The following is an 18,239-nucleotide window of genomic DNA, read 5'->3' as shown; positions in this document are numbered from 1 at the left end:
TCACGGACTAGTGACTTATTTCAGCTGATAGTGTTTCGCTTTTGAACCTTAGTGTTTCAAACTGAATTATTTTAACGAAAAATCATGATAACAGAGGGCCTGAAAAGGTTCTCTTTTTTAATACACAATTTGGCACAATAATTGCTTATTAAAAAGTGTAGGCAAGGAAGAAAGGAGGGTGGACCTTGGTAACAATTGTGATCGCTTCGCATGGAAGTTTTTCAGAAGCACTTATAGGAACGGCAAAGATGATTTTCGGAAACATGGAGAATGTGGCGGCAGTAACATTTAAGCCGGGTGAAGGCGCAGAGAACCTCCTGGAAAAATACACAGCAATCAGCAATCATTTTGATCATGACGGTGCATTGTTCCTTGTAGATCTCTTTGGTGGAAGTCCTTACAATGCGGCTAGCCGGTTTGTCGCTCGAAAGCAAAATATGGATGTCGTCACCGGCGTCAACTTGCCGATGCTCGTCGAAGTGTTGGGCCGGCGGATGGCTGGCGGAACACTGGAAGAACTGATTCAAACGGCGAAACAGGCAGGCTCTGAAGGAATTAAATCATTTCGCGAGATATTTGCTCAACAAAAAGTTGCTAACTTTGCTAAAGACGAAGAAGGAGATGAATTAGGATGATTATTAAATGGTTGAGAATTGATTCAAGGCTGATTCACGGACAGGTGGCAAATAACTGGGTGAACCATGTGGGAGCAAGTACAATCATTGCCGCAAATGATAGCGCTGCCAAAGATGATCTGAGAAAAACGCTGCTGCTGCAGGTGGCACCGGGAAGGACCAAATCCTATGTGATGTCGATTGACAAAACGGCGCGCTGTTACAAGAATCCGTCCTATGTCAATCTGGATGTCCTGCTGGTTGTGGAAACACCGGGGGATGTCGTGCGGCTGATGGATCAAGGTGTGGAAGTAAAAGCAGTCAATGTCGGCGGTATCACTTTCAAGGAAGGTATGACTTTGATCTCCGAGGCGGTATCAGTCAGCCCGGCAGATATTGAAGCATTTAAAGAATTGGATAAACGCGGCGTCAAACTTGTTCTCCAGCAGCTGCCTAATACCGGAGCTTCTGACTTCATGAGCAGACTGAAGAGCAAAGGTTTAATATAAAACAAAAACAGGGGGAGGGCATTATCCTATGAATGCGATGCAATTTATTCTCGTTATTCTCGTTGCGTTAGTGTGTGGCATGGCCAGTGTTATGGATGAGCGGCAGTTCCATCGGCCAATCGTCGCTTGTACACTGATAGGTCTTGTTTTAGGTGATTTACAGACGGGTATTATTCTTGGAGGTCAACTTGAGCTGATTGCTCTTGGCTGGATGAACGTCGGAGCGGCAATGGCACCTGATGCGGCACTGGCTTCCACGGTTTCAGCTATTATCGTTATTGTCGGCCATCAGTCCATTGGTGAAGGTATTGCCATTGCGGTTCCACTGGCAGCCGCAGGTCAGGTTTTGACGATCTTTGTACGAACGATTGCCGTATTTTTCCAGCACCAGGCCGATCACTTCGCGGCAACAGCTAATTTTCGAGGTATCGAGTGGTGTCATATAGGCGCGCTGTTCCTTCAGGGCCTTCGTGTGGCAATTCCTACCGGAGCCGTTGCTGCCGTTGCCGGAACGAGCATTGTAAGTCAATGGCTGAATGACATTCCTCCGGTCGTCACTCATGGTCTGCAGGTTTCCGGCGGATTCATCGTTGTTGTCGGATATGCGATGGTCATCAATATGATGCGGGCACGTTCGCTTATGCCGTTCTTCTTCATCGGCTTCATACTTGCTACCTTTGTCAATGGGATGAACCTTGTCGGGCTAGGCATTCTTGGCGCATGTGCCGCCGTTGTCTATGTTCAGCTTAATCCGGATTTTCATGACTCCATCAAGGCTCCTGCTGCTGCGACAGCAACCGGTTCAGGATCCGATGATGATGACGTATTAGGATAAGGGGGGTACAGTAAATGACTGAATCAACAGAATTGAAAAAAGTGCAACCGTTGACGAAGAGAGATATTATCAGCACATATTTTCGCAGTACATTTATGTTAGGATCATTCAACTTTGAACGTATGCAGGCGATCGGATTTTGTGTGACCATGATTCCGGCAATCAAACGTTTTTATCATAAGAAAGAAGATCAGGCTGCTGCGCTGAAACGTCACCTGGAATTCTTCAATACGACGCCGTGGCCGGCATCGGCGATCTTTGGTGTTACTGCCGCGATGGAGCAGAAGAAGGCGGAGGGCGGCGACATTGATGAAGCCGCGATTACAAACGTTAAAGTAGGTCTCATGGGACCCCTGGCCGGCATCGGTGATCCAATCTACTGGGGGACGGCTCGCCCGATCCTCGCAGCCCTTGGTGCATCACTTGCGTTGAGCGGAAGTATTCTCGGTCCACTGCTTTTCTTCTTTGGCATTAACATTGTGCGTATGTTAACCAGATGGTATGGTTTTCAAGTTGGATACAGACAAGGAACGGATATTGTTCAGGACGTTGCCGGCAACCGCCTGAAAAAATTGACACAGATGGCATCGGTTCTTGGATTGTTCGTTATGGGGTCTCTGGTTTCCAAATGGACCAGTATTAAGATGCCTCTGGTGCTTGTCAGCTATCACCAAGCCGGACATCTCATTACCACTTCCCTGCAGAACATACTGGATTCACTGCTTCCAGGACTGGTAGCCTTGCTGATGACATTTGCTTGCATGTGGCTCCTGAAGCACAAAGTCAATGCGATCTGGATTATCTTCGGTATGTTCGCTGTTGGTATTTTCGGGTATTGGATCGGCCTGTTCGGACTGTGATAAAAGAGTATAATTGACGCATTAGAAAAATAAATTTGAATTCTCGAGAAGGAGGGGAAGAGCAATGTTCGAAAATGTGCGGACCGCACTCAGGAAAAACAATGAAGAGGGCTATGTTTTCAGCGCCGCAAAATGGGTAACCTTGCTCATGGTGGTCGGCATCCTGCTTTATCAGCTGACCGGTGGTTGGGGAACATTAGCTTGTCTATCATTGGCAATCGCATTGCTGATCGGCCGGTTCTTACTGGCTAGGCAGGCCTCCGGTGATTTCAATGACATGCACCATGCGAAAAAAGGATACGCTCAGACTAAGAAGAAAGATTATCTTCGCTTTATCAAGGCACGCGGCGAGCAAATGCTGAACGATAACAAGATGCTGACAAAACGCGCGAAGACAGAAATTAAAGAACTTCTGGCCTACGCGGATGAGCGTTTATAAGATATCAGAGTTTTTTCGATCTCTAAATAATTGGAAAATGAAATAGGATTGATCTAACGAAGGAGACAGACGCTCCTTCGTTTTTTTAGGTGATGAATCGACGGGACTGGGGAGAGAATCAACGTAACCCGTGAGAGAATCGACAGAACCGGGGAGAGAATCAACATTAAACAGGAAAAAATCAACAAACGCATCGCAATGCCGCATTTCTCCTATTATGTAATCGATCTTGTGCCCTGTTTTTAGGAAAAAGTTTGATCAACTATCGGGCAGGCGATACCGAAATAAAAATAAAGGTACAGCATCTTCATAGATCACCCTCAGCAAGATTCAATAATACGAAAGATTATAAGCGAACGCTGTAAAAGAATAATCGGGTTTATTCGATTCAGGTGCCTTATATTTATTAATGATAAGATCAAGGATGTGGACGTGATTTTAAGATTAAGACGAGGCTTGCTCTCAGTTTTCAATAATATTTTTGCAGCTTGTTTTTTTATCGTTCTGGTGATCAGCCTTTCATACTCACTATTAATTAAAAGCGGCAAGCACATAACCAGCACATCGCTCTCACTTTTGCTCTTCTCTGCGATTGTTATTCTGTTCTTTGTCACCGTCTATCGTTTCCTTTCTAAACTAACTCTTTCAAGTTTAAAAAAGGTGACTCTTTGCCTCGGTGCGGCAATTTTACTGGTTGAGCTGGCTATTATTGTTTTTTTTCATTCGATCGTTCCCCCTGTCATGGACGGAGGACATACATATGGAGAGGCGCTTTATCTGCTGGCACACGGTCATGCATCCGGTGACAGCTATTTCAAAGTCTATCCGAATAACATACCTGTTACAGTGATCAGATACTGGATCTATCATTTTTTTGTGCTGATCCATGTTTCTGATTATACAATCATTGACCAGCTGTCCTGTACCGCTGTGCTGAATATTAGCATTTATTTTTCCTGGAAACTCGTGCTTCGCCTGTTTGATGCGAAACTAGCCAACATGTTCCTGCTGATGACGCTGACCTGTTTTCCTTTATTCTTTTACATCACTTATTTTTATACCGATACAATGACATTGATGTTCCCTGCACTGCTCCTGTATCTCTGGTATTTGTATCATCGGTCTATGAAGATCCGGTATCTGGTTCTATCAGGGTTGCTGCTTGGCATCGGCTATCAGATCCGACCAAACTTGATTCTGTTTCTTCCAGCTCTCGTTATTTATATGTTTTTTGTACTCAAAATGAAAAAAGTGTTGCTGAATTTGGCTGTTATCGCGATGATAATGGCTGCGGTAAGCTTTTCCGTTCATGCCTATGACCGGCACCTCGGCTATACGCCTGATCCAGCGCTGTCCATGCCATCTGTGCATTGGATCATGCTTGGGCTGTCCCAGTATGGGGAGTATAACATCCCTGACTTTAATCTGACCCGTAGCCAGCCGACCCAGCAGGCCAAAATCCGGGTGGACCTGCAGCAAATTAAATCGAGAATTGTTCAGAAGAAAGCGCCAGGCCTGATCTATCTCTGGGTTATAAAAACAGCGATCACTTGGGGCATGGGTGCCCGCGGCTACGACATCTATACACAGATCTCCCAAAACCCGACAACTGCTTATGAGTATCTGTTCGGTCATCAGGATCAGCTCATGCTCTATATCACTCAGATTTTCCACATTGTTAATATTTTCTTTGTGATTCTATCATCCATGAATTACATGAGAACGAAAAAAATTAGCATGAACCTCCTGATTCAGATCTGTTTGTTTGGGAACTTTATCTTTTATACTTTTTTCTGGGAATCTGAACCGCGCTACAGCTTGCTTTTTACTCCATTCATGCTGATCAGCGCTGTATTTGGATTTAACGAATTAATCCAAATGATCCACAGCCCGGGACCGGTTCTTTCCGTACTGAAAAAGAGAAGTAAAATGCCCACACTGTTACTTACAGGTAGCTTGCTGGCGGGTGTCGCAGCGTGTGCCTGGATCAATATGCCCGGGTATACGGAAAGACAGATGGTACAGAAGCATTACATTGTCGACCAGGAAACGGCGGCCGGTGTGCAAAGTGCCTTTGTTGATGCACACCACATGGTTCGCCAATCCTTCCGGGCAACCGGTCCTTTTACTGATGTATCCATGAGCATCCTGAGTAGGAGGGGGCGCGGTGTCTACAATATGTCACTCATGAATCTTAGCAGGCATAAAGTCATTTTCTCCAAAAATTTTTCCAGTGCGCAAGCCAGACCATGGTATAATCTTACTTTTTCGGTAAATAAGGATCAAACAAGGCAAAGGGCTGAAGATCAGATCACCATCAGGCAAATCAGCGGCAACAGCAGAGCCCGACTCGGTTTATCGCTGTACGGTAATGGTTATGATCGGGGAAGTATCTATTCTGGCGGCCGTTTCATGGAAAATGGATCGGTGGTAAAAAACGCGGAATTAAGATTTCAGGTTTACAGCATTCAGGAAAGATCTTATCTCAGCAGGGAAACCTATTTTCTACTCTTTTCGATGCCTGTGCTGATGCTGATTTTTTATGCTTATGTCTCTCTCAAGTATGATGGGAAGGCAATTGAGGCTGCCAGCCGTGCAAAATCTTAAAGATGAGAAATTAATCTAATAATAGAAAGGGAGCCGGCAGGGCGGAAAAGAAAAGTATGTAGTCGTTTACACTGATTATATTGCTAGTTGTTGGGACTGTTACGGAGGCTTTTATAATAAGAATTTTATTGCCGGTGTTACGGTTAATCTTATGCCTGACGTCTTCGCTCACTTTTTTCTTTGTAAAAGAGTGGATCATGATAAGCTCCGTTTAACTTTCACGAAGGCAACGATTGCCTTCAGTTCATCCTTTGTTAATGCCTTGCCGTCTATATAAAATCTATAATTTCCGCCCTTTATCTGATCAAGATCGATGCCAGACCTGTAATGCCGGTTGACTAGTGTATCGAGGGAAATATTAAAAAAATTCGCGATCTTAATCAGTGCATCAATCGGAGGCTGGCGATAGCCTGTCTCATAACTGGCGTAAGTGCTTTTCGCAATCCCGAGCACATCAGCCATATTCTGGATCGTCAGTTTCCTACTTTTTCGGAATTCGATTAATTGGTCCAGCAAACAGCAGACCTCCTCTCAGAAAATAATTCTATCGTAAAGTACACTTAAAGTAAACTTTTTCATTGAAAATATTAGAGAAAAAGCTATAATCTACTTATAAATACACTAAGTGAGGATATTTGCGTTGAAAAAAATTTTGGTTCTTGCAACGGGGGGTACCATTGCCTCAACTCATCAACAGGACGGTCTGGCACCGGGCCTGACCATTGATCAGCTCGCCAGCTATTTCAAACATAATCAGGATATATCGGTTGATTTTCAGGTTCTGATGAATAAAGACAGCACCAATATCCAGCCTGAGGACTGGCTAGCCATGGCTGAGTCTATCGAAGAAAACCAGAACCGATATGACAGTTTTATCATTACTCATGGAACGGATACCATGGCTTTTACCGCTTCCGGTCTTTCCTACCTGCTTCATGGTATTAAAAAAACCGTTGTCATTACAGGCTCGCAGGTGCCCGTAAGTTTTAAAAGGACAGACGCGAAGAAAAATATTCATGATGCACTGACTTTTGCGCAAAGGGCCGATATTCCAGGCGTTTTCATTGTCTTTGACGGGAAAGCCATTCAAGGCACACGAGCAATAAAAATGAGAACAAAGAGTTACGATGCTTTTGAAAGCATCAATTATCCATACATCGCATCCATCGATAAGGGTGGTATTCGGATTGATTACCGGCCTGAACCGGAAAAACAACTTCTGAAAACGCATATGGGTATCTGTCCTGATGTCTTTTTGCTCAAAGTTTTTCCGGGGCTTTCTCCTTTATTTTTTGACTTCTTACAGGATCATACAAAAGGGCTGATCATTGAAAGCTTTGGCAACGGCGGGCTTCCCTTTGAAAAAAGGAATCTGGTATCAGGAGTCGATCGATTGGTGCGGAAGGATATTCCTGTAGTTATCACGACCCAGTGCCTTGAAGAAGGGCAGAATATGGATTTGTACGAAGTTGGAAAACGAGTTGCTGATGCCGGGGGGATTACTGCCGGTGATATGAACACCGAAGCCATTGTGGCCAAACTGATGTGGGTACTCTCCCAGACTTCGGATTTGGTGACTATTAAACGGATGATTCAGACACCGATCGCTCATGATCTGGACTATATTTAGTTGCTCTGAAGGAAGGAGAAGATCATTAAATCTGTACTTCTTACAATCCTGATTGTTATTGTAGGATCTATGTTTTATGCATGGGCATCAACTGGTTTCTGATACCAGCTAACGTGTATGCGAGTGGATTCGACGGCTTGTCACAGCTGATTGCGAATCAACATAAAAGAGAAAAAAATCGACGGAATTCCTGAAAGAATCGACAGAACCTGTTAAGAAATCAATCGAACCTGCGGAAGAATCGACGGAAACAGCGAAAGAATCGACATTAATCCGAAAAAAATCAACAAATGCATGAGTGGGCAAGCTATTGACAAACTCAAAAATTCATGTTATTTATTAATCAATAAATAAATGTTTGAAGGGATCTTTTATGAGTAATAAAGAAGCAGCAGCTCCCAGCAGGAAAAACCAAATTCTAAAAGCTGCTGCGGCACTATTCGCAGAAAAAGGATATTACAAAACAACGACTGCCGATGTAGCACGAGAGGTAGGAGTCACGCAGCCTTATGTGTTTCATTTTTTTAAGACAAAAGAAGAGCTTTATTCGGCAGTACTGCAGGAAGCTAAAGAAATTATTGTATACGCCTTTGCAAGCACAGAAGCACCGGCAGAGAATTTGCAGGCATCGATGGGTATGGCTTTTGAATCCTTACTAAAAAGTTGCCGCAATGAAATGCTATTGATCATGACGGCCTTCACGATCCCGGAACCGGCAATCAGGGAGCAGGTCAGAGCCGGTTTTGATGAAGTTTATGAGCATGTTAAAGATCAGTTTACGAAGGCAGGCATTGCTGACCCTGAAGATGAAGCACGGGACTTTATCGGTTGCGGGCTTATGATCACAATGGCCGAAATCTTACAGTTACCTAAGCTGTTTCCGTGGGAATAAAGGAGAACACGGCCTTTTCAGGCACAGAAAGTCTTTTCGTTAGTTAAAAATTATTTTTTTTGATGTTCGTTTATTTATTAATAAATAAATAGGAGATGATCACATGCTTTCATATCAACGCATCAAAATATTGGTTGTGACTTGTGCGGCGCTATTCATGTCGATGCTGGATAACTTAGTTCTTGGGGTGGCGTTGCCTTCTATTCAAAAATCTTTTCACGCAAACCTGTCGGATCTGGAATGGTTCACAAATGCCTATACACTCGCTTTTGCCGTTCTTCTGATTCCCTTCAGTATGCTCGGGGAGCGAATCGGACGTAAGAAAGTCTTTTTGATAGGTGTTGTTCTTTTCACTTTAGGATCAGCATTGTCCGGAATGAGTCATCATTCCCTTCAGTTGATTTTTTCCCGTGCACTTCAGGGCATAGGGGGAGCGGCCATCGTCCCGCTAAGCCTGACACTTGTTAATGAGGCTTTCACTGAAAAAATGCGTGCGGCGGCAATGGGCATCTGGTCCGGGATATCCGGCCTTGGATTGTCTGTCGGGCCGCTTGTTGGCGGATTGATTTTAGATGGAGCACCATGGCAACTGATTTTCTGGGTCAATGTGCCTGTCGGTATATTGGCCATGTTTCTGGGACTAAGGTGGCTGCCTGAATCAAAAGGAGAAGCGAAGCCGATGAATCCATTAAGTATCTTTTTGCTCGGCGCGGGTATGTTCGGAATCATCTTCGGTCTGCAGAGAAGCAATGCCGACGGCTGGAGCTCTTCAAATGTTATCGGCTCTATTTTCGGAGGATTCATTGTACTATTCCTTTATTATGTGTGGGAGAGGACGAGAAAAAGGCAATTGATCCAATTTCACTTTTTCAAGAATGGCCGCTATTCAACTTTGATCATTGCCGGATTTCTCATGAATGCGGGCATCTTCGGCTCCATCTTTCTGTTAACGCTTTTCCTGCAGATTGCTCAAGGATACACGGCGCTTGAAGCAGGAGTTCGCGAAATGGCCTGGACCGGCTGCACGATGGTTGCCGCACCTATTGCCGGACTTCTGGTTGGACGATTTGGAACGAAAACTATTTTATCGATTGGTCTTCTTTTTCAGGCTATAGGACTTTTGGGATTCGTGATTCTTATTTCAAGATTGGGCACGGATTTTTCTTTCGGATACCTTGCTCCATTTATGGTGACGGCGGGTACCGGTATGGGACTGAGTTTCACACCGCTGGCACATGGGATTCTATCGACCGTTCCTCAAGATGCATCCGGGGAAGCGAGCGGAATCAGCAATGCCACTCGTGAACTCGGGGGTGTTTTTGGAATCGCCATTTGTACGCTGATCTTTGAATCAGGGAAAAAGATAACCTCTCCTGAAACATTCAGCACTCACATGGTTCCATCCTTACTTGCCGGTGCCGGCTTTATTGCACTTGCGCTTGGTTTTGTGATGGTACTTTTCAGAGGCACATTTAAGAAACAGAGGTTGGTGGAGACAGAGGAACTTGGTAAAAGAGCATGAAAAACATGGGAGATAATCAACGAATCGCACTAATCGGTGCGAATGGAAGAGCTGAGTTGGACCATGTGTTTAAATGTTCTTTTACTTCGGACTAAAAAAGATTGGCAGCGTCAGCAATGCATTTAAAATGAGAGTGAATGAAGGGAAAAATAATGGATAAATGTATGGTGAAAAAAGTGCCTGTTCCTGAATATTCTCTGGCCAGTCAATCTTTTCCTCATATCAATTATTCGGATTCATATAGAGTGGTTCTGCCTGGTGAATCAATCCATAATGTAGAGTCTGTCATGCGATTATTTTTAGCTGCCATACCTTCATGGGTTTCACGTTTGATGAAAGTGCGTGATTGGCTGGTCAGCCTGATTGGGTTAAAAACATCCAGCCGATCAGAAAGACAGAATCTGACCCTGGAAAAGGGAAGCAGAATAGGCATTTTTCGTGTCATGGATCGCACATCCCATGAGATATTATTAGGAGAAGATGACCGTCATCTGGATTTTAGAGTGTCCATTTTGCTGGATGAAGTGAATGAACTAAATTATGTCACTGTCTCGACTGTCGTATTTTTTCATAACAGGTTAGGAAGATTGTACTTTTTCGTTATCGAAAGATTTCATAAAGTAATCGTATCGGCGATGCTGAAGAATATGATCAGTCACATGAATATTGAGAACTGAAAGCGGCCGAAAAACCGGCAGGACTTGAAAACAAACGTTGATTTTGACCTTACGACGTCGTTAACTGAAAAGTCTCTTACTGCTAATAAAAGAAAATTCGATATTACGCAGTAAACGAATACGTATAACAAAGCTTCTGAAAAAAATAGTGCGAGGCGATTGATTTGAGCTGGCTTTATTTGACTTTGGCCATTTTGTTTGAAGTCTGTGGCACCCTGTTGATGAAGTTGTCCAATGGATTATCACATATTTCATATACAGTCATCATGTTTATTTGTTACGTCATCAGTCTTACCATGCTGTCATTCGCTCTAAAAAATATAGAAATCGGTACAGCCTACGCGATTTGGTCGGGAGTGGGTATTGTTTTAATCGTGACTATTGGCATTTTGTTTTTTAAAGAGCCACTATCGTTGCAGAAGATAATCTTCATCAGTTTGATTGTGATTGGTGCCATTGGATTAAATCTGTTTGGTGAAGTACATTGAATGAGTAAAGAACGCTTAATGAACAGTTCGTCGTTTACCGCAAAGCGGACGGATCATGCGCCTTAAACAAAGTTGCTTAAAAAAAAACGATCCACTAGGCCTACTTCAAGCAAAAAAGATAGTTGATCAGGCAGACTTCAAATAAATGAAAAAATATTGTGGGAAAACACCTCTTGAGATATTGTAACTGTAAGAGGTGTTTTTTTCAAAACGTCATTTACATTTCCAGATGGGGTGTTGCTTTTGCAGAAGACGATCTTACTTGTTGAGGATGATCGATCGATTAGCGATATGGTAAAAAGCTATTTAACGAATGAGGGTTTTCATGTTGCATGTGTCTTTGATGGTGAGGCGGCGACGAGTGCCTTTAAGCAATTGCATTATGACTTGGTTTTGCTGGACTTGATGCTGCCAAAGTTAAACGGCATGGATTTTCTTCAATTAGTGAGGGCAGAAAGTTACATTCCTGTCATTATTATGTCAGCAAAAGACAGTGAGGTCGATAAAGCGTTGGGGCTTGGTTTTGGTGCGGATGACTATATTGCCAAACCATTTTCAATGATTGAACTTGCAGCAAGAGTGAAAGCTGCCATAAGAAGAGCGACACAGTACATGGTTAGTCAGACCGAATCAAATCAATCAAACATTACAGTCCATGAGCTTGTGTTAGATGTGGATAATCATCGTTTAACGAAGAAGGGTGTTGAGATTAACTTAACATCAAAGGAATGGGAAATTCTCCTTTTGTTTTTTAACAATCGGAAAAAGGTATTTACAAAAGAACAAATTTATCGTTCGGTTTGGGGCGACGATTACTATGATGACGAAAATATTATTAACGTTCACATGAGCCGCCTAAGAGAAAAAATTGAAGATACCCCATCTAAACCAGTCTATATCAAAACACTATGGGGGATCGGGTACAAGCTGGGAGAATTTTAAATGATCGCTTTATTAAGCTGTATTGTCATTATCCTTCTCATCTGTACCATTTATCAATTTCAACAAAAGAAGATAAGAAATAAGAACCTCGTCTACATAACAAATAAACTTGAGCAGATCACAGTGTCGCAGTCAAAGGAACGGCTCCTGCTCGCATCAGATGATAAGCAACTGATTGGGCTGCTTGTTCAGCTAAATCAACGATTAGATGAAAATCAAGAACATTCACGTCAGTTTATAAGGATGGAAGCCTCGATGAAGCGGATGTTGGCAAATGTATCTCACGACCTCAAAACGCCACTGACCGTGATTGCGGGCTATACTGAAATGCTTCAGAGCCAACCTCAGATTGATGATAAAGAGCGCGCGCGTCTGCTGCAGCAAGTACATGATAAAACGATTGAGCTTATTGCGTTAATGAATACTTTTTTTGATTTAGCAAAGCTCGAGTCTGGTGATAAAGAGATTCCACTTGATAAAGTTAATCTAACTGAGATATGTAAAAAAAATATTCTATTGTTTTATGATTGGATCCAAACAAAAGGACTGGAAACTGTTATCGAAATACCTGAGAAACCGATTTTTGCGCTTGGGAATGAGGAAGCATTAAACCGTGTATTAAATAACCTGATTTCAAATGCCCTTCGCTATGGTGCGGATGGTAAGATGATCGGTTTAAAAGTATTTTATGATGAAGAGCGCGTCCATGTGGAAGTATCCGATCATGGAAAAGGGATTAATGAAACCGAGCAGGAAAGTGTGTTTGAACGCATGTTCACACTTGAAGAGTCAAGAAACAAAGCATTTCAGGGCAGTGGTCTGGGTTTAACGATCACAAAAAGACTGATTGAAGAGATGCGAGGAGACATTTCAGTACAGTCCAAGCCATTTGAAAAAACGTCGTTTACATTTTCATTGAAATACCTTAAAAGAGCCTGTTCAAAAGGGTGACGAAGGAGAACGGTTGCAGGCTAAAAATGCAACATCGTGTTGCAACGCCTGCACTAGGTCGTCCATGACCGTCGGAAGGTCGAGGCGGCGAAGTTTCGAGGACCGGCCTTCCACAGGATGTGGTGACTTCAACGTTGCTCACAGGACGTGAGCGTCTTTAGTTGAAGTTCCTCATTGGCACTACGTGAGGATCGGAGGAACAAGCGGGCGTTGAGATTCGCCGCTGATCATTCGGTGGGCTTTTTGAACACCCTCTAAAAGGTAGCTATCGTCATCTTAAGATTTTCGTAAGAATCAAGACAGAAAAAAGCAACGGTCTCTCGTTATACTGAAAACAGTTAGCAAAACGAGGAGGTTCACAATGAGTTATGTCGCACAGACAAGCAATCTGACAAAAACATTTCAAGGGCAGGATGTTGTATCTAATGTAACGATGAACATTAGACAAGGTGAAATATACGGGTTTCTCGGACCAAATGGCGCGGGTAAGTCAACGATCATGAAGATGCTGACCAATATGATTAAGCCGTCGCATGGCGACATTACAATCTTCGGGAAACCACTGAAACATGATTCATTCGATTTTTTAAAGCGAATAGGCAGTATGATTGAGTATCCGATTTTTTATGAAAAAATGACTGTGTTGGAAAATTTAGAACTGCATTGTGCGTACATGGGCTATCACGACAAAAAAAGAATTCGCGATGTATTAGATCAGGTGGGTCTCGAAAGTGTTGAAAATAAGCTTCCGAAAAACTTCTCATTAGGGATGAGACAGCGCCTTTGTGTCGCACGGGCGATCCTTACAAAACCGGAATTTCTCATTTTGGATGAACCGATTAACGGCTTGGATCCTGCTGGAATTAAGGCGATGAGACGGTTATTCACCACACTGAATAAAGAGTACAGTATGACCATTTTGATTTCCAGCCATATTATTGGTGAAATTGAACAGATCGCGGACACGATCGGCGTCATTAAGAACGGCAAACTGATTGAAGAAGAGTCTATGGCTACGATAAAGGCGAGAAATACAGAGTATATTGAAATCGTAACAAGTCAGCAGAGGAAGGCAGCAATGGTTCTGCATGATAAACTGGGTATTAATAGTTTTAAGGTGATTGATGATCAAATCATCCGCATCTATGCCACAGAAGTGCCTCAGTCGACCATCTCAAAGACTTTAATAATGGAAGATATTAATATTGAGTCAATTGATAGGAAACGGACAACACTGGAAGAGTATTTTATAAAAAAGGTTGAGCTCGATCAGCCGATGATCTAATTTCCAGATAAAGAAAAGAAGTCTGGTAAAGCAGCCCATTCGACATAATCAAGGAGGAGATTCCATTGTTCCATTTGATAAAACTTGAGCAGCAAAAAAATAAATTAGAATGGTTTGTTAAGGGGGCCGTTCTTGCAACCATCTTCATTCTGGTTTTTTCATGTCTGCTTCCAATAATGGAAAGGAGCGACGGACAGCAAGGAATAAGTAATTCCGCAGATTATTTAATGTTCATCGGGGCCTTTGTCAGGGGTGTCTTTATTGTTTTTGCCGCTGTACTTATTTCGAAGATAATCATTGAAGAGTTTAAGAACCGGACAATCCTTGTCATGTTTTCCTACCCAATTAACCGAAAAAGGATTCTGAGTGCCAAGTTGATTCTTATCTTTTGTATGACGTTCATTGCGATGACCCTCTCAAATATTATAGTGATCATCGGTTTTTTTGGACTGAATCAAATCGTCCATTTGACTTCCGCGATGAATTTGACGCCAGCAGATTTTCTCGCAGCAATAGTAAAGTTAATACTGTTTAACCTGGCAACGGCAGGGGCGGGACTTGTACCCTTATACTTTGGAATGATCAAGTATTCAACACCGACAACAATTGTATCCTCACTTTTGATTGTAATGGTGACGAGTTCATCTGTGGGACCGAGTTTCTCACTCGCCAGCATTATTTATATTCCACTTGGCTTAGCGTTAATTGCGCTTTGCATTGTTGCAGGGACGATTCGAAAAATTGATCGTATTGATGTAAATTAAGTGATGTTCAAAGATCGGATGCTTTATTGGAATAACATAACTCTAGAATGATCAAAAAATTTTTGAAATCAGCTCTTTCATTAACGGTAAATTAAAATGTTAAGCAATGTTTTGATTAAATTTTAAACCTACACTCGATATTTTTATTACGATGGAACTGTTATGAAAATAGATTGAATAGATGAATGCGAGGAGCATAAGAAATGGAAATAGGTATCATATTAGGATTGATACTGGGTGCATTATTGTTAATAATAGGTATTGTTTCGCTGCTTGTCTGTAAACTTAAAAGCATTGAAAATAAATGGGCATGGTGGGTGATTTTGTTTGGCTGCTGTGCTATTATAACAGCTATCGTGAACTCGTTCGCTCTGCTTTAAACCATCGATTGGTATCACCGCGAAAGAGATTAATGCGGATATCTTTTCTTTTCCCAACCTTCATTGCAACTATTGCATTGTTAAATAAAGCTTGATTAAAGAGAGGAGGAGCCTCAATTTGATCAAGCTTTTTATAATATGAAATCTGGATATACTGGAATTTTAATGCTTTATTCGACAACAACTAATTTTCCGATCATTTGATTGGATTCAATGATTTGATGCGCTTCGCGAAGGGTAGCCGCATTAATCCCTTTCAGCTGTTTATTGATTGTGGTTTTAATGATCCCCTGATCCACCAACTTTGCCACTTCATCGAGCAGTCGGTGTTGTTCGATACGGTCCTCTGTTTGATAAAGTGCCCGCGTAAACATAAATTCCCATGCAAACGAAACACTTTTACTCTTTAATAGACCCAGATCGTGAACCTTTTCTGTTTCAACGATTGAAGCAATGTGTCCTTGAGGAGCAATCACCTGCGCCATATTGTTCCAATGCCTGTCCGTAGAGTGCAGGCATAAAATGTAGTCGACAGCAGGGGTGCCTTCTTTTTCAAGCTGTGGAAGAAAGTCTTCATGGTGATTAATGATAATGTGCGCACCACGCTGTTTGGCCCACTCTGCGGTTTCAGTTCTGGACGCGGTACCGATGACCGTTAGGCCCAAATAGCTGGCTAACTGCGTGGCAATCGACCCCACACCACCGGCCGCGTTGATGATCAGAATGGACTTTCCTTTGTTATCATCCTTTGTTTTTGAAACACTAAGGCGATCAAACAGGGCTTCCCAAGCGGTAATCGTTGTTAATGGCAGCGCGGCTGCTTCCGCAAAGCTGAGCGAAGCCGGTTTTTTTGCGACGATGTTCTCTTCTACAAGTTGATATTCACTGTAGCATCCCTGACGGTCAATCGATCCGGCATAGTAGACTTCATCACCTGGCTGAAAAAGTGTGACTGCCTCACCTACTTCTTTGACAACACCTGCGACATCCCAGCCCAGTATTTTGGGTGTTTGTTCTGCTTTATCTTTAGGGGCTCTGACTTTCACATCGACAGGATTGACAGAGATTGCTTTTATTTTAACTAAAAGATCATGTCCCGCTGCTTTCGGTTTGGGTATGGTCACGTCGATCAGACTTTCGGGATCATTGATGGGGAGGTATTTGTACAAGCCTACAGCTTTCATTTCTGTCATACCGATCTCTCCTTTTGACTGTGTTTTTCTTACAGTTCTAATATAAAGTATAGATTAAAAAAACATAAGTACGCACAATGATGTGGTATAGTATCACTATGTATACCGAGAAAGGAGGCATACCATGAGAAATCGAAAAGAAGGGTACGGAAGGTGTACAGATAGTCTTGAGTACGCCTGTCCGGTCGAAGTCACACTGGACATCATCGGGGGTAAATGGAAGGGTGTGATTCTCTTCCATCTGCTTTATAAAACACGGCGGTTCAACGAATTCAGGCGATTAATTCCCGGAATCACGCAGCGTATGCTGACGTTGCAGCTTCGGGAACTGGAGAATGACGGAATCGTCCATCGGGAAGTTTACCCTGTTGTTCCGCCGAAAGTGGAATATTCGCTGACAGAATTCGGTGAAACGTTGTCGCCGATCATTATCAGTATGAGAACATGGGGGAAGAAGTATTCTGCGCAAGTTAAGCAGCAAAAACGAGAACAGGAACGGCAGTTGAATATGGAATGAGAAACGAACATGAGCAGGCACTGAAGGAAAGTGCCCGCTCGTGTTCAATATGTTGATTTTGATTTATTAATAAGTATAATGTCCTTTTACTGAAGGAAGCAATGTAACGGCCTGAATAGCCACCGCAAGAAACATATAAATGACGTGAACAATGCCAATTCCCTGCAATATATAGATTTCCACCGTTAGCCAGATAATCAGGATAAAGCCAACATAAAACGAGTGGATCCATGCCCAATGGGTATTTTTATATAAATTGAAAGCTTCAGCAACGGGGAATGGCTTTTCACTGATCAGAAATATGGCTACGAGCAGAGGGTAAACGCCTAGCGCAAGAAATAAGATGATTCCCGGGATTAGAAATGAGTGAAACGAGCTGTATTTCAGGAGTGAAAGCGGCATGCTGAGAAGCGATCCGTTCGGAGCCAGGATTAAGAATCCGCCGCCAATGAACGCTCCGATACCGAGTAAGAAGTGCAAAATGATCAGCACATAACAGGATATTGTTTTTTTATTTGCTGCCTTCATCTTTTTTAGCCTCCATTTTTTCAAAAAAATAATCTGCGCTTTGCATCATCAGCTCAGCAAGCTTTTTCCTCTCTTCACCTGTGCGGCAATGCGCGTACTGCATAGACAGCATCACCTGCTCATTGTTGAAAAGGGTAGCGACCAGAAGCTTATCAATCCCTTTAATTTTTCCTTTGCGCTCCATCTCCGTCAGAACAGATACATAATAAGAAACGTTATTTTCAAGAATTTCCTCAAGAAAAATTTTTCTCGCCGCATCGTTGTAGAAGTGTTCTGAAAAAATTAACCGGGCCATCTGTGTCCATTTCTCGTTAATCCGTGTACCGTAAGCGATAATTAAGGATTTAATCACTTCTCCGGCAGTCATCGTATCAATTTTTTTTTCAATTTCAGCAATTGGGGGACGTGAAAATGCTAACGTTTTTACGAAGGTCTGGCAGATGTCATCCATGATTGCCTTTTTCCCATGATAGTGATTATAGATGGAACTTCCTTTAATGCCGACTTTTTGCGCAATATCACGTATTGATATACCGTTATACCCTTTTTCGGAAAAAAGAGCGAGCGCGCAATCAAAAATGTCTTGCTTTGTACTCATTCTTTGCC

Annotated in this window: 21 protein-coding genes; 17 read left to right on the top strand and 4 right to left on the bottom strand. The window is 42.7% G+C overall.

Annotated elements, in window-relative coordinates; genetic code table 11:
* Positions 1 to 185 precede the first annotated feature (185 nt).
* From COP04_RS00985 to COP04_RS00960, 6 genes are all read left to right on the top strand, one after another.
* Positions 186 to 635, top strand: coding sequence for a PTS sugar transporter subunit IIA (locus COP04_RS00985; protein WP_100486297.1), 450 nt, complete (start codon positions 186 to 188; stop codon positions 633 to 635).
* Positions 632 to 1,123 carry a PTS sugar transporter subunit IIB gene (locus COP04_RS00980; RefSeq protein ID WP_100486296.1) on the top strand — a complete coding sequence of 164 codons (492 nt, stop codon included), beginning with the start codon at positions 632 to 634 and terminating at the stop codon, positions 1,121 to 1,123. The genes COP04_RS00985 and COP04_RS00980 overlap by 4 nt, the downstream gene beginning before the upstream one ends.
* A gap of 28 nt (positions 1,124 to 1,151) precedes the next feature.
* Positions 1,152 to 1,958 (top strand): PTS mannose/fructose/sorbose transporter subunit IIC, encoded by an 807-nt coding sequence (locus COP04_RS00975; protein ID WP_100486295.1) that lies wholly within the window; start codon positions 1,152 to 1,154, stop codon positions 1,956 to 1,958.
* A gap of 14 nt (positions 1,959 to 1,972) precedes the next feature.
* On the top strand, positions 1,973 to 2,818 hold the full coding sequence (locus COP04_RS00970; protein WP_100486294.1) for a PTS system mannose/fructose/sorbose family transporter subunit IID: 846 nt from the start codon (positions 1,973 to 1,975) through the stop codon (positions 2,816 to 2,818).
* 64 nt (positions 2,819 to 2,882) lie between these two features.
* Positions 2,883 to 3,257 (top strand): hypothetical protein, encoded by a 375-nt coding sequence (locus COP04_RS00965; protein WP_100486293.1) that lies wholly within the window; start codon positions 2,883 to 2,885, stop codon positions 3,255 to 3,257.
* Between the two features lie 432 nt (positions 3,258 to 3,689).
* A complete protein-coding gene (locus COP04_RS00960) occupies positions 3,690 to 5,864 on the top strand; it encodes a glycosyltransferase family 39 protein (protein ID WP_157800113.1) in 2,175 nt (724 codons plus the stop codon).
* A 195-nt stretch (positions 5,865 to 6,059) separates the two neighbouring features.
* Here the strand turns inward: COP04_RS00960 and COP04_RS00955 are convergent, their stop codons facing one another.
* Positions 6,060 to 6,380 (bottom strand): helix-turn-helix domain-containing protein, encoded by a 321-nt coding sequence (locus COP04_RS00955; RefSeq protein WP_239984719.1) that lies wholly within the window; start codon positions 6,378 to 6,380, stop codon positions 6,060 to 6,062.
* 124 nt (positions 6,381 to 6,504) lie between these two features.
* On the opposite strand from COP04_RS00955, the gene COP04_RS00950 reads away from it, so the two are divergent.
* From COP04_RS00950 to COP04_RS19295, 10 genes are all read left to right on the top strand, one after another.
* Positions 6,505 to 7,494 (top strand): asparaginase, encoded by a 990-nt coding sequence (locus COP04_RS00950; RefSeq protein ID WP_100486291.1) that lies wholly within the window; start codon positions 6,505 to 6,507, stop codon positions 7,492 to 7,494.
* 373 nt (positions 7,495 to 7,867) lie between these two features.
* The gene (locus tag COP04_RS00945) at positions 7,868 to 8,386 is read left to right on the top strand and encodes a TetR/AcrR family transcriptional regulator (protein WP_100486290.1); all 519 of its coding nucleotides are present in this window, start codon (positions 7,868 to 7,870) and stop codon (positions 8,384 to 8,386) included.
* A 103-nt stretch (positions 8,387 to 8,489) separates the two neighbouring features.
* Positions 8,490 to 9,908 (top strand): MFS transporter, encoded by a 1,419-nt coding sequence (locus tag COP04_RS00940; RefSeq protein WP_100486289.1) that lies wholly within the window; start codon positions 8,490 to 8,492, stop codon positions 9,906 to 9,908.
* Between the two features lie 152 nt (positions 9,909 to 10,060).
* On the top strand, positions 10,061 to 10,585 hold the full coding sequence (locus COP04_RS00935; RefSeq protein WP_162297065.1) for a DUF2867 domain-containing protein: 525 nt from the start codon (positions 10,061 to 10,063) through the stop codon (positions 10,583 to 10,585).
* Between the two features lie 164 nt (positions 10,586 to 10,749).
* Positions 10,750 to 11,073, top strand: a complete 324-nt coding sequence (locus tag COP04_RS00930; RefSeq protein WP_100486287.1) for a DMT family transporter — start codon at positions 10,750 to 10,752, stop codon at positions 11,071 to 11,073.
* A 243-nt stretch (positions 11,074 to 11,316) separates the two neighbouring features.
* Complete coding sequence (locus tag COP04_RS00925; RefSeq protein ID WP_100486286.1) at positions 11,317 to 12,015, top strand: response regulator transcription factor; 699 nt, start codon at positions 11,317 to 11,319, stop codon at positions 12,013 to 12,015.
* 243 nt (positions 12,016 to 12,258) lie between these two features.
* The gene (locus COP04_RS00920; protein ID WP_338062819.1) at positions 12,259 to 12,966 is read left to right on the top strand and encodes a sensor histidine kinase; all 708 of its coding nucleotides are present in this window, start codon (positions 12,259 to 12,261) and stop codon (positions 12,964 to 12,966) included.
* Between the two features lie 361 nt (positions 12,967 to 13,327).
* Complete coding sequence (locus COP04_RS00915) at positions 13,328 to 14,251, top strand: ABC transporter ATP-binding protein (protein WP_100486284.1); 924 nt, start codon at positions 13,328 to 13,330, stop codon at positions 14,249 to 14,251.
* A 65-nt stretch (positions 14,252 to 14,316) separates the two neighbouring features.
* A complete protein-coding gene (locus tag COP04_RS00910) occupies positions 14,317 to 15,015 on the top strand; it encodes an ABC transporter permease (protein WP_157800112.1) in 699 nt (232 codons plus the stop codon).
* A gap of 203 nt (positions 15,016 to 15,218) precedes the next feature.
* On the top strand, positions 15,219 to 15,395 hold the full coding sequence (locus COP04_RS19295) for a hypothetical protein (RefSeq protein WP_157800111.1): 177 nt from the start codon (positions 15,219 to 15,221) through the stop codon (positions 15,393 to 15,395).
* Between the two features lie 170 nt (positions 15,396 to 15,565).
* Here COP04_RS19295 and COP04_RS00905 read toward each other — a convergent pair whose 3' ends face one another.
* Entirely contained in the window at positions 15,566 to 16,579 is a 1,014-nt protein-coding gene (locus COP04_RS00905) for a zinc-binding alcohol dehydrogenase family protein (protein WP_420852773.1), read from the bottom strand.
* A gap of 133 nt (positions 16,580 to 16,712) precedes the next feature.
* On the opposite strand from COP04_RS00905, the gene COP04_RS00900 reads away from it, so the two are divergent.
* Entirely contained in the window at positions 16,713 to 17,105 is a 393-nt protein-coding gene (locus tag COP04_RS00900) for a winged helix-turn-helix transcriptional regulator (RefSeq protein WP_100486281.1), read from the top strand.
* 66 nt (positions 17,106 to 17,171) lie between these two features.
* Here COP04_RS00900 and COP04_RS00895 read toward each other — a convergent pair whose 3' ends face one another.
* Both COP04_RS00895 and COP04_RS00890 read right to left on the bottom strand, forming a co-directional pair.
* Positions 17,172 to 17,633 (bottom strand): hypothetical protein, encoded by a 462-nt coding sequence (locus COP04_RS00895; protein ID WP_100486280.1) that lies wholly within the window; start codon positions 17,631 to 17,633, stop codon positions 17,172 to 17,174.
* A complete protein-coding gene (locus tag COP04_RS00890) occupies positions 17,617 to 18,231 on the bottom strand; it encodes a TetR/AcrR family transcriptional regulator (protein WP_100486279.1) in 615 nt (204 codons plus the stop codon). Before COP04_RS00890 ends, COP04_RS00895 begins: the two co-directional genes overlap by 17 nt.
* Positions 18,232 to 18,239 lie beyond the last annotated feature (8 nt).

Source organism: Sporolactobacillus pectinivorans, assembly GCF_002802965.1.
In the GTDB taxonomy this organism is placed as follows: Bacteria; Bacillota; Bacilli; order Bacillales; family Sporolactobacillaceae; genus Sporolactobacillus; species Sporolactobacillus pectinivorans.
The sequence above is the reverse complement of the archived record's forward strand: the minus strand, read 5'-3'. Positions and strand labels throughout refer to the sequence as shown.

Bases quoted from the DNA above. Each gene is read 5' to 3' on its own strand.
- COP04_RS00915 (WP_100486284.1), top strand. From the start codon at position 13,328: ATGAGTTATGTCGCACAGACAAGCAATCTGACAAAAACATTTCAAGGG.
- COP04_RS00890 (WP_100486279.1), bottom strand. From the start codon at position 18,231: ATGAGTACAAAGCAAGACATTTTTGATTGCGCGCTCGCTCTTTTTTCC.
- COP04_RS00975 (WP_100486295.1), top strand. From the start codon at position 1,152: ATGAATGCGATGCAATTTATTCTCGTTATTCTCGTTGCGTTAGTGTGT.
- COP04_RS00965 (WP_100486293.1), top strand. From the start codon at position 2,883: ATGTTCGAAAATGTGCGGACCGCACTCAGGAAAAACAATGAAGAGGGC.
- COP04_RS00940 (WP_100486289.1), top strand. From the start codon at position 8,490: ATGCTTTCATATCAACGCATCAAAATATTGGTTGTGACTTGTGCGGCG.
- COP04_RS00970 (WP_100486294.1), top strand. From the start codon at position 1,973: ATGACTGAATCAACAGAATTGAAAAAAGTGCAACCGTTGACGAAGAGA.
- COP04_RS00945 (WP_100486290.1), top strand. From the start codon at position 7,868: ATGAGTAATAAAGAAGCAGCAGCTCCCAGCAGGAAAAACCAAATTCTA.
- COP04_RS00900 (WP_100486281.1), top strand. From the start codon at position 16,713: ATGAGAAATCGAAAAGAAGGGTACGGAAGGTGTACAGATAGTCTTGAG.
- COP04_RS00895 (WP_100486280.1), bottom strand. From the start codon at position 17,633: ATGAAGGCAGCAAATAAAAAAACAATATCCTGTTATGTGCTGATCATT.
- COP04_RS00980 (WP_100486296.1), top strand. From the start codon at position 632: ATGATTATTAAATGGTTGAGAATTGATTCAAGGCTGATTCACGGACAG.
- COP04_RS00935 (WP_162297065.1), top strand. From the start codon at position 10,061: ATGGATAAATGTATGGTGAAAAAAGTGCCTGTTCCTGAATATTCTCTG.
- COP04_RS00920 (WP_338062819.1), top strand. From the start codon at position 12,259: ATGGAAGCCTCGATGAAGCGGATGTTGGCAAATGTATCTCACGACCTC.
- COP04_RS00905 (WP_420852773.1), bottom strand. From the start codon at position 16,579: ATGAAAGCTGTAGGCTTGTACAAATACCTCCCCATCAATGATCCCGAA.
- COP04_RS19295 (WP_157800111.1), top strand. From the start codon at position 15,219: ATGGAAATAGGTATCATATTAGGATTGATACTGGGTGCATTATTGTTA.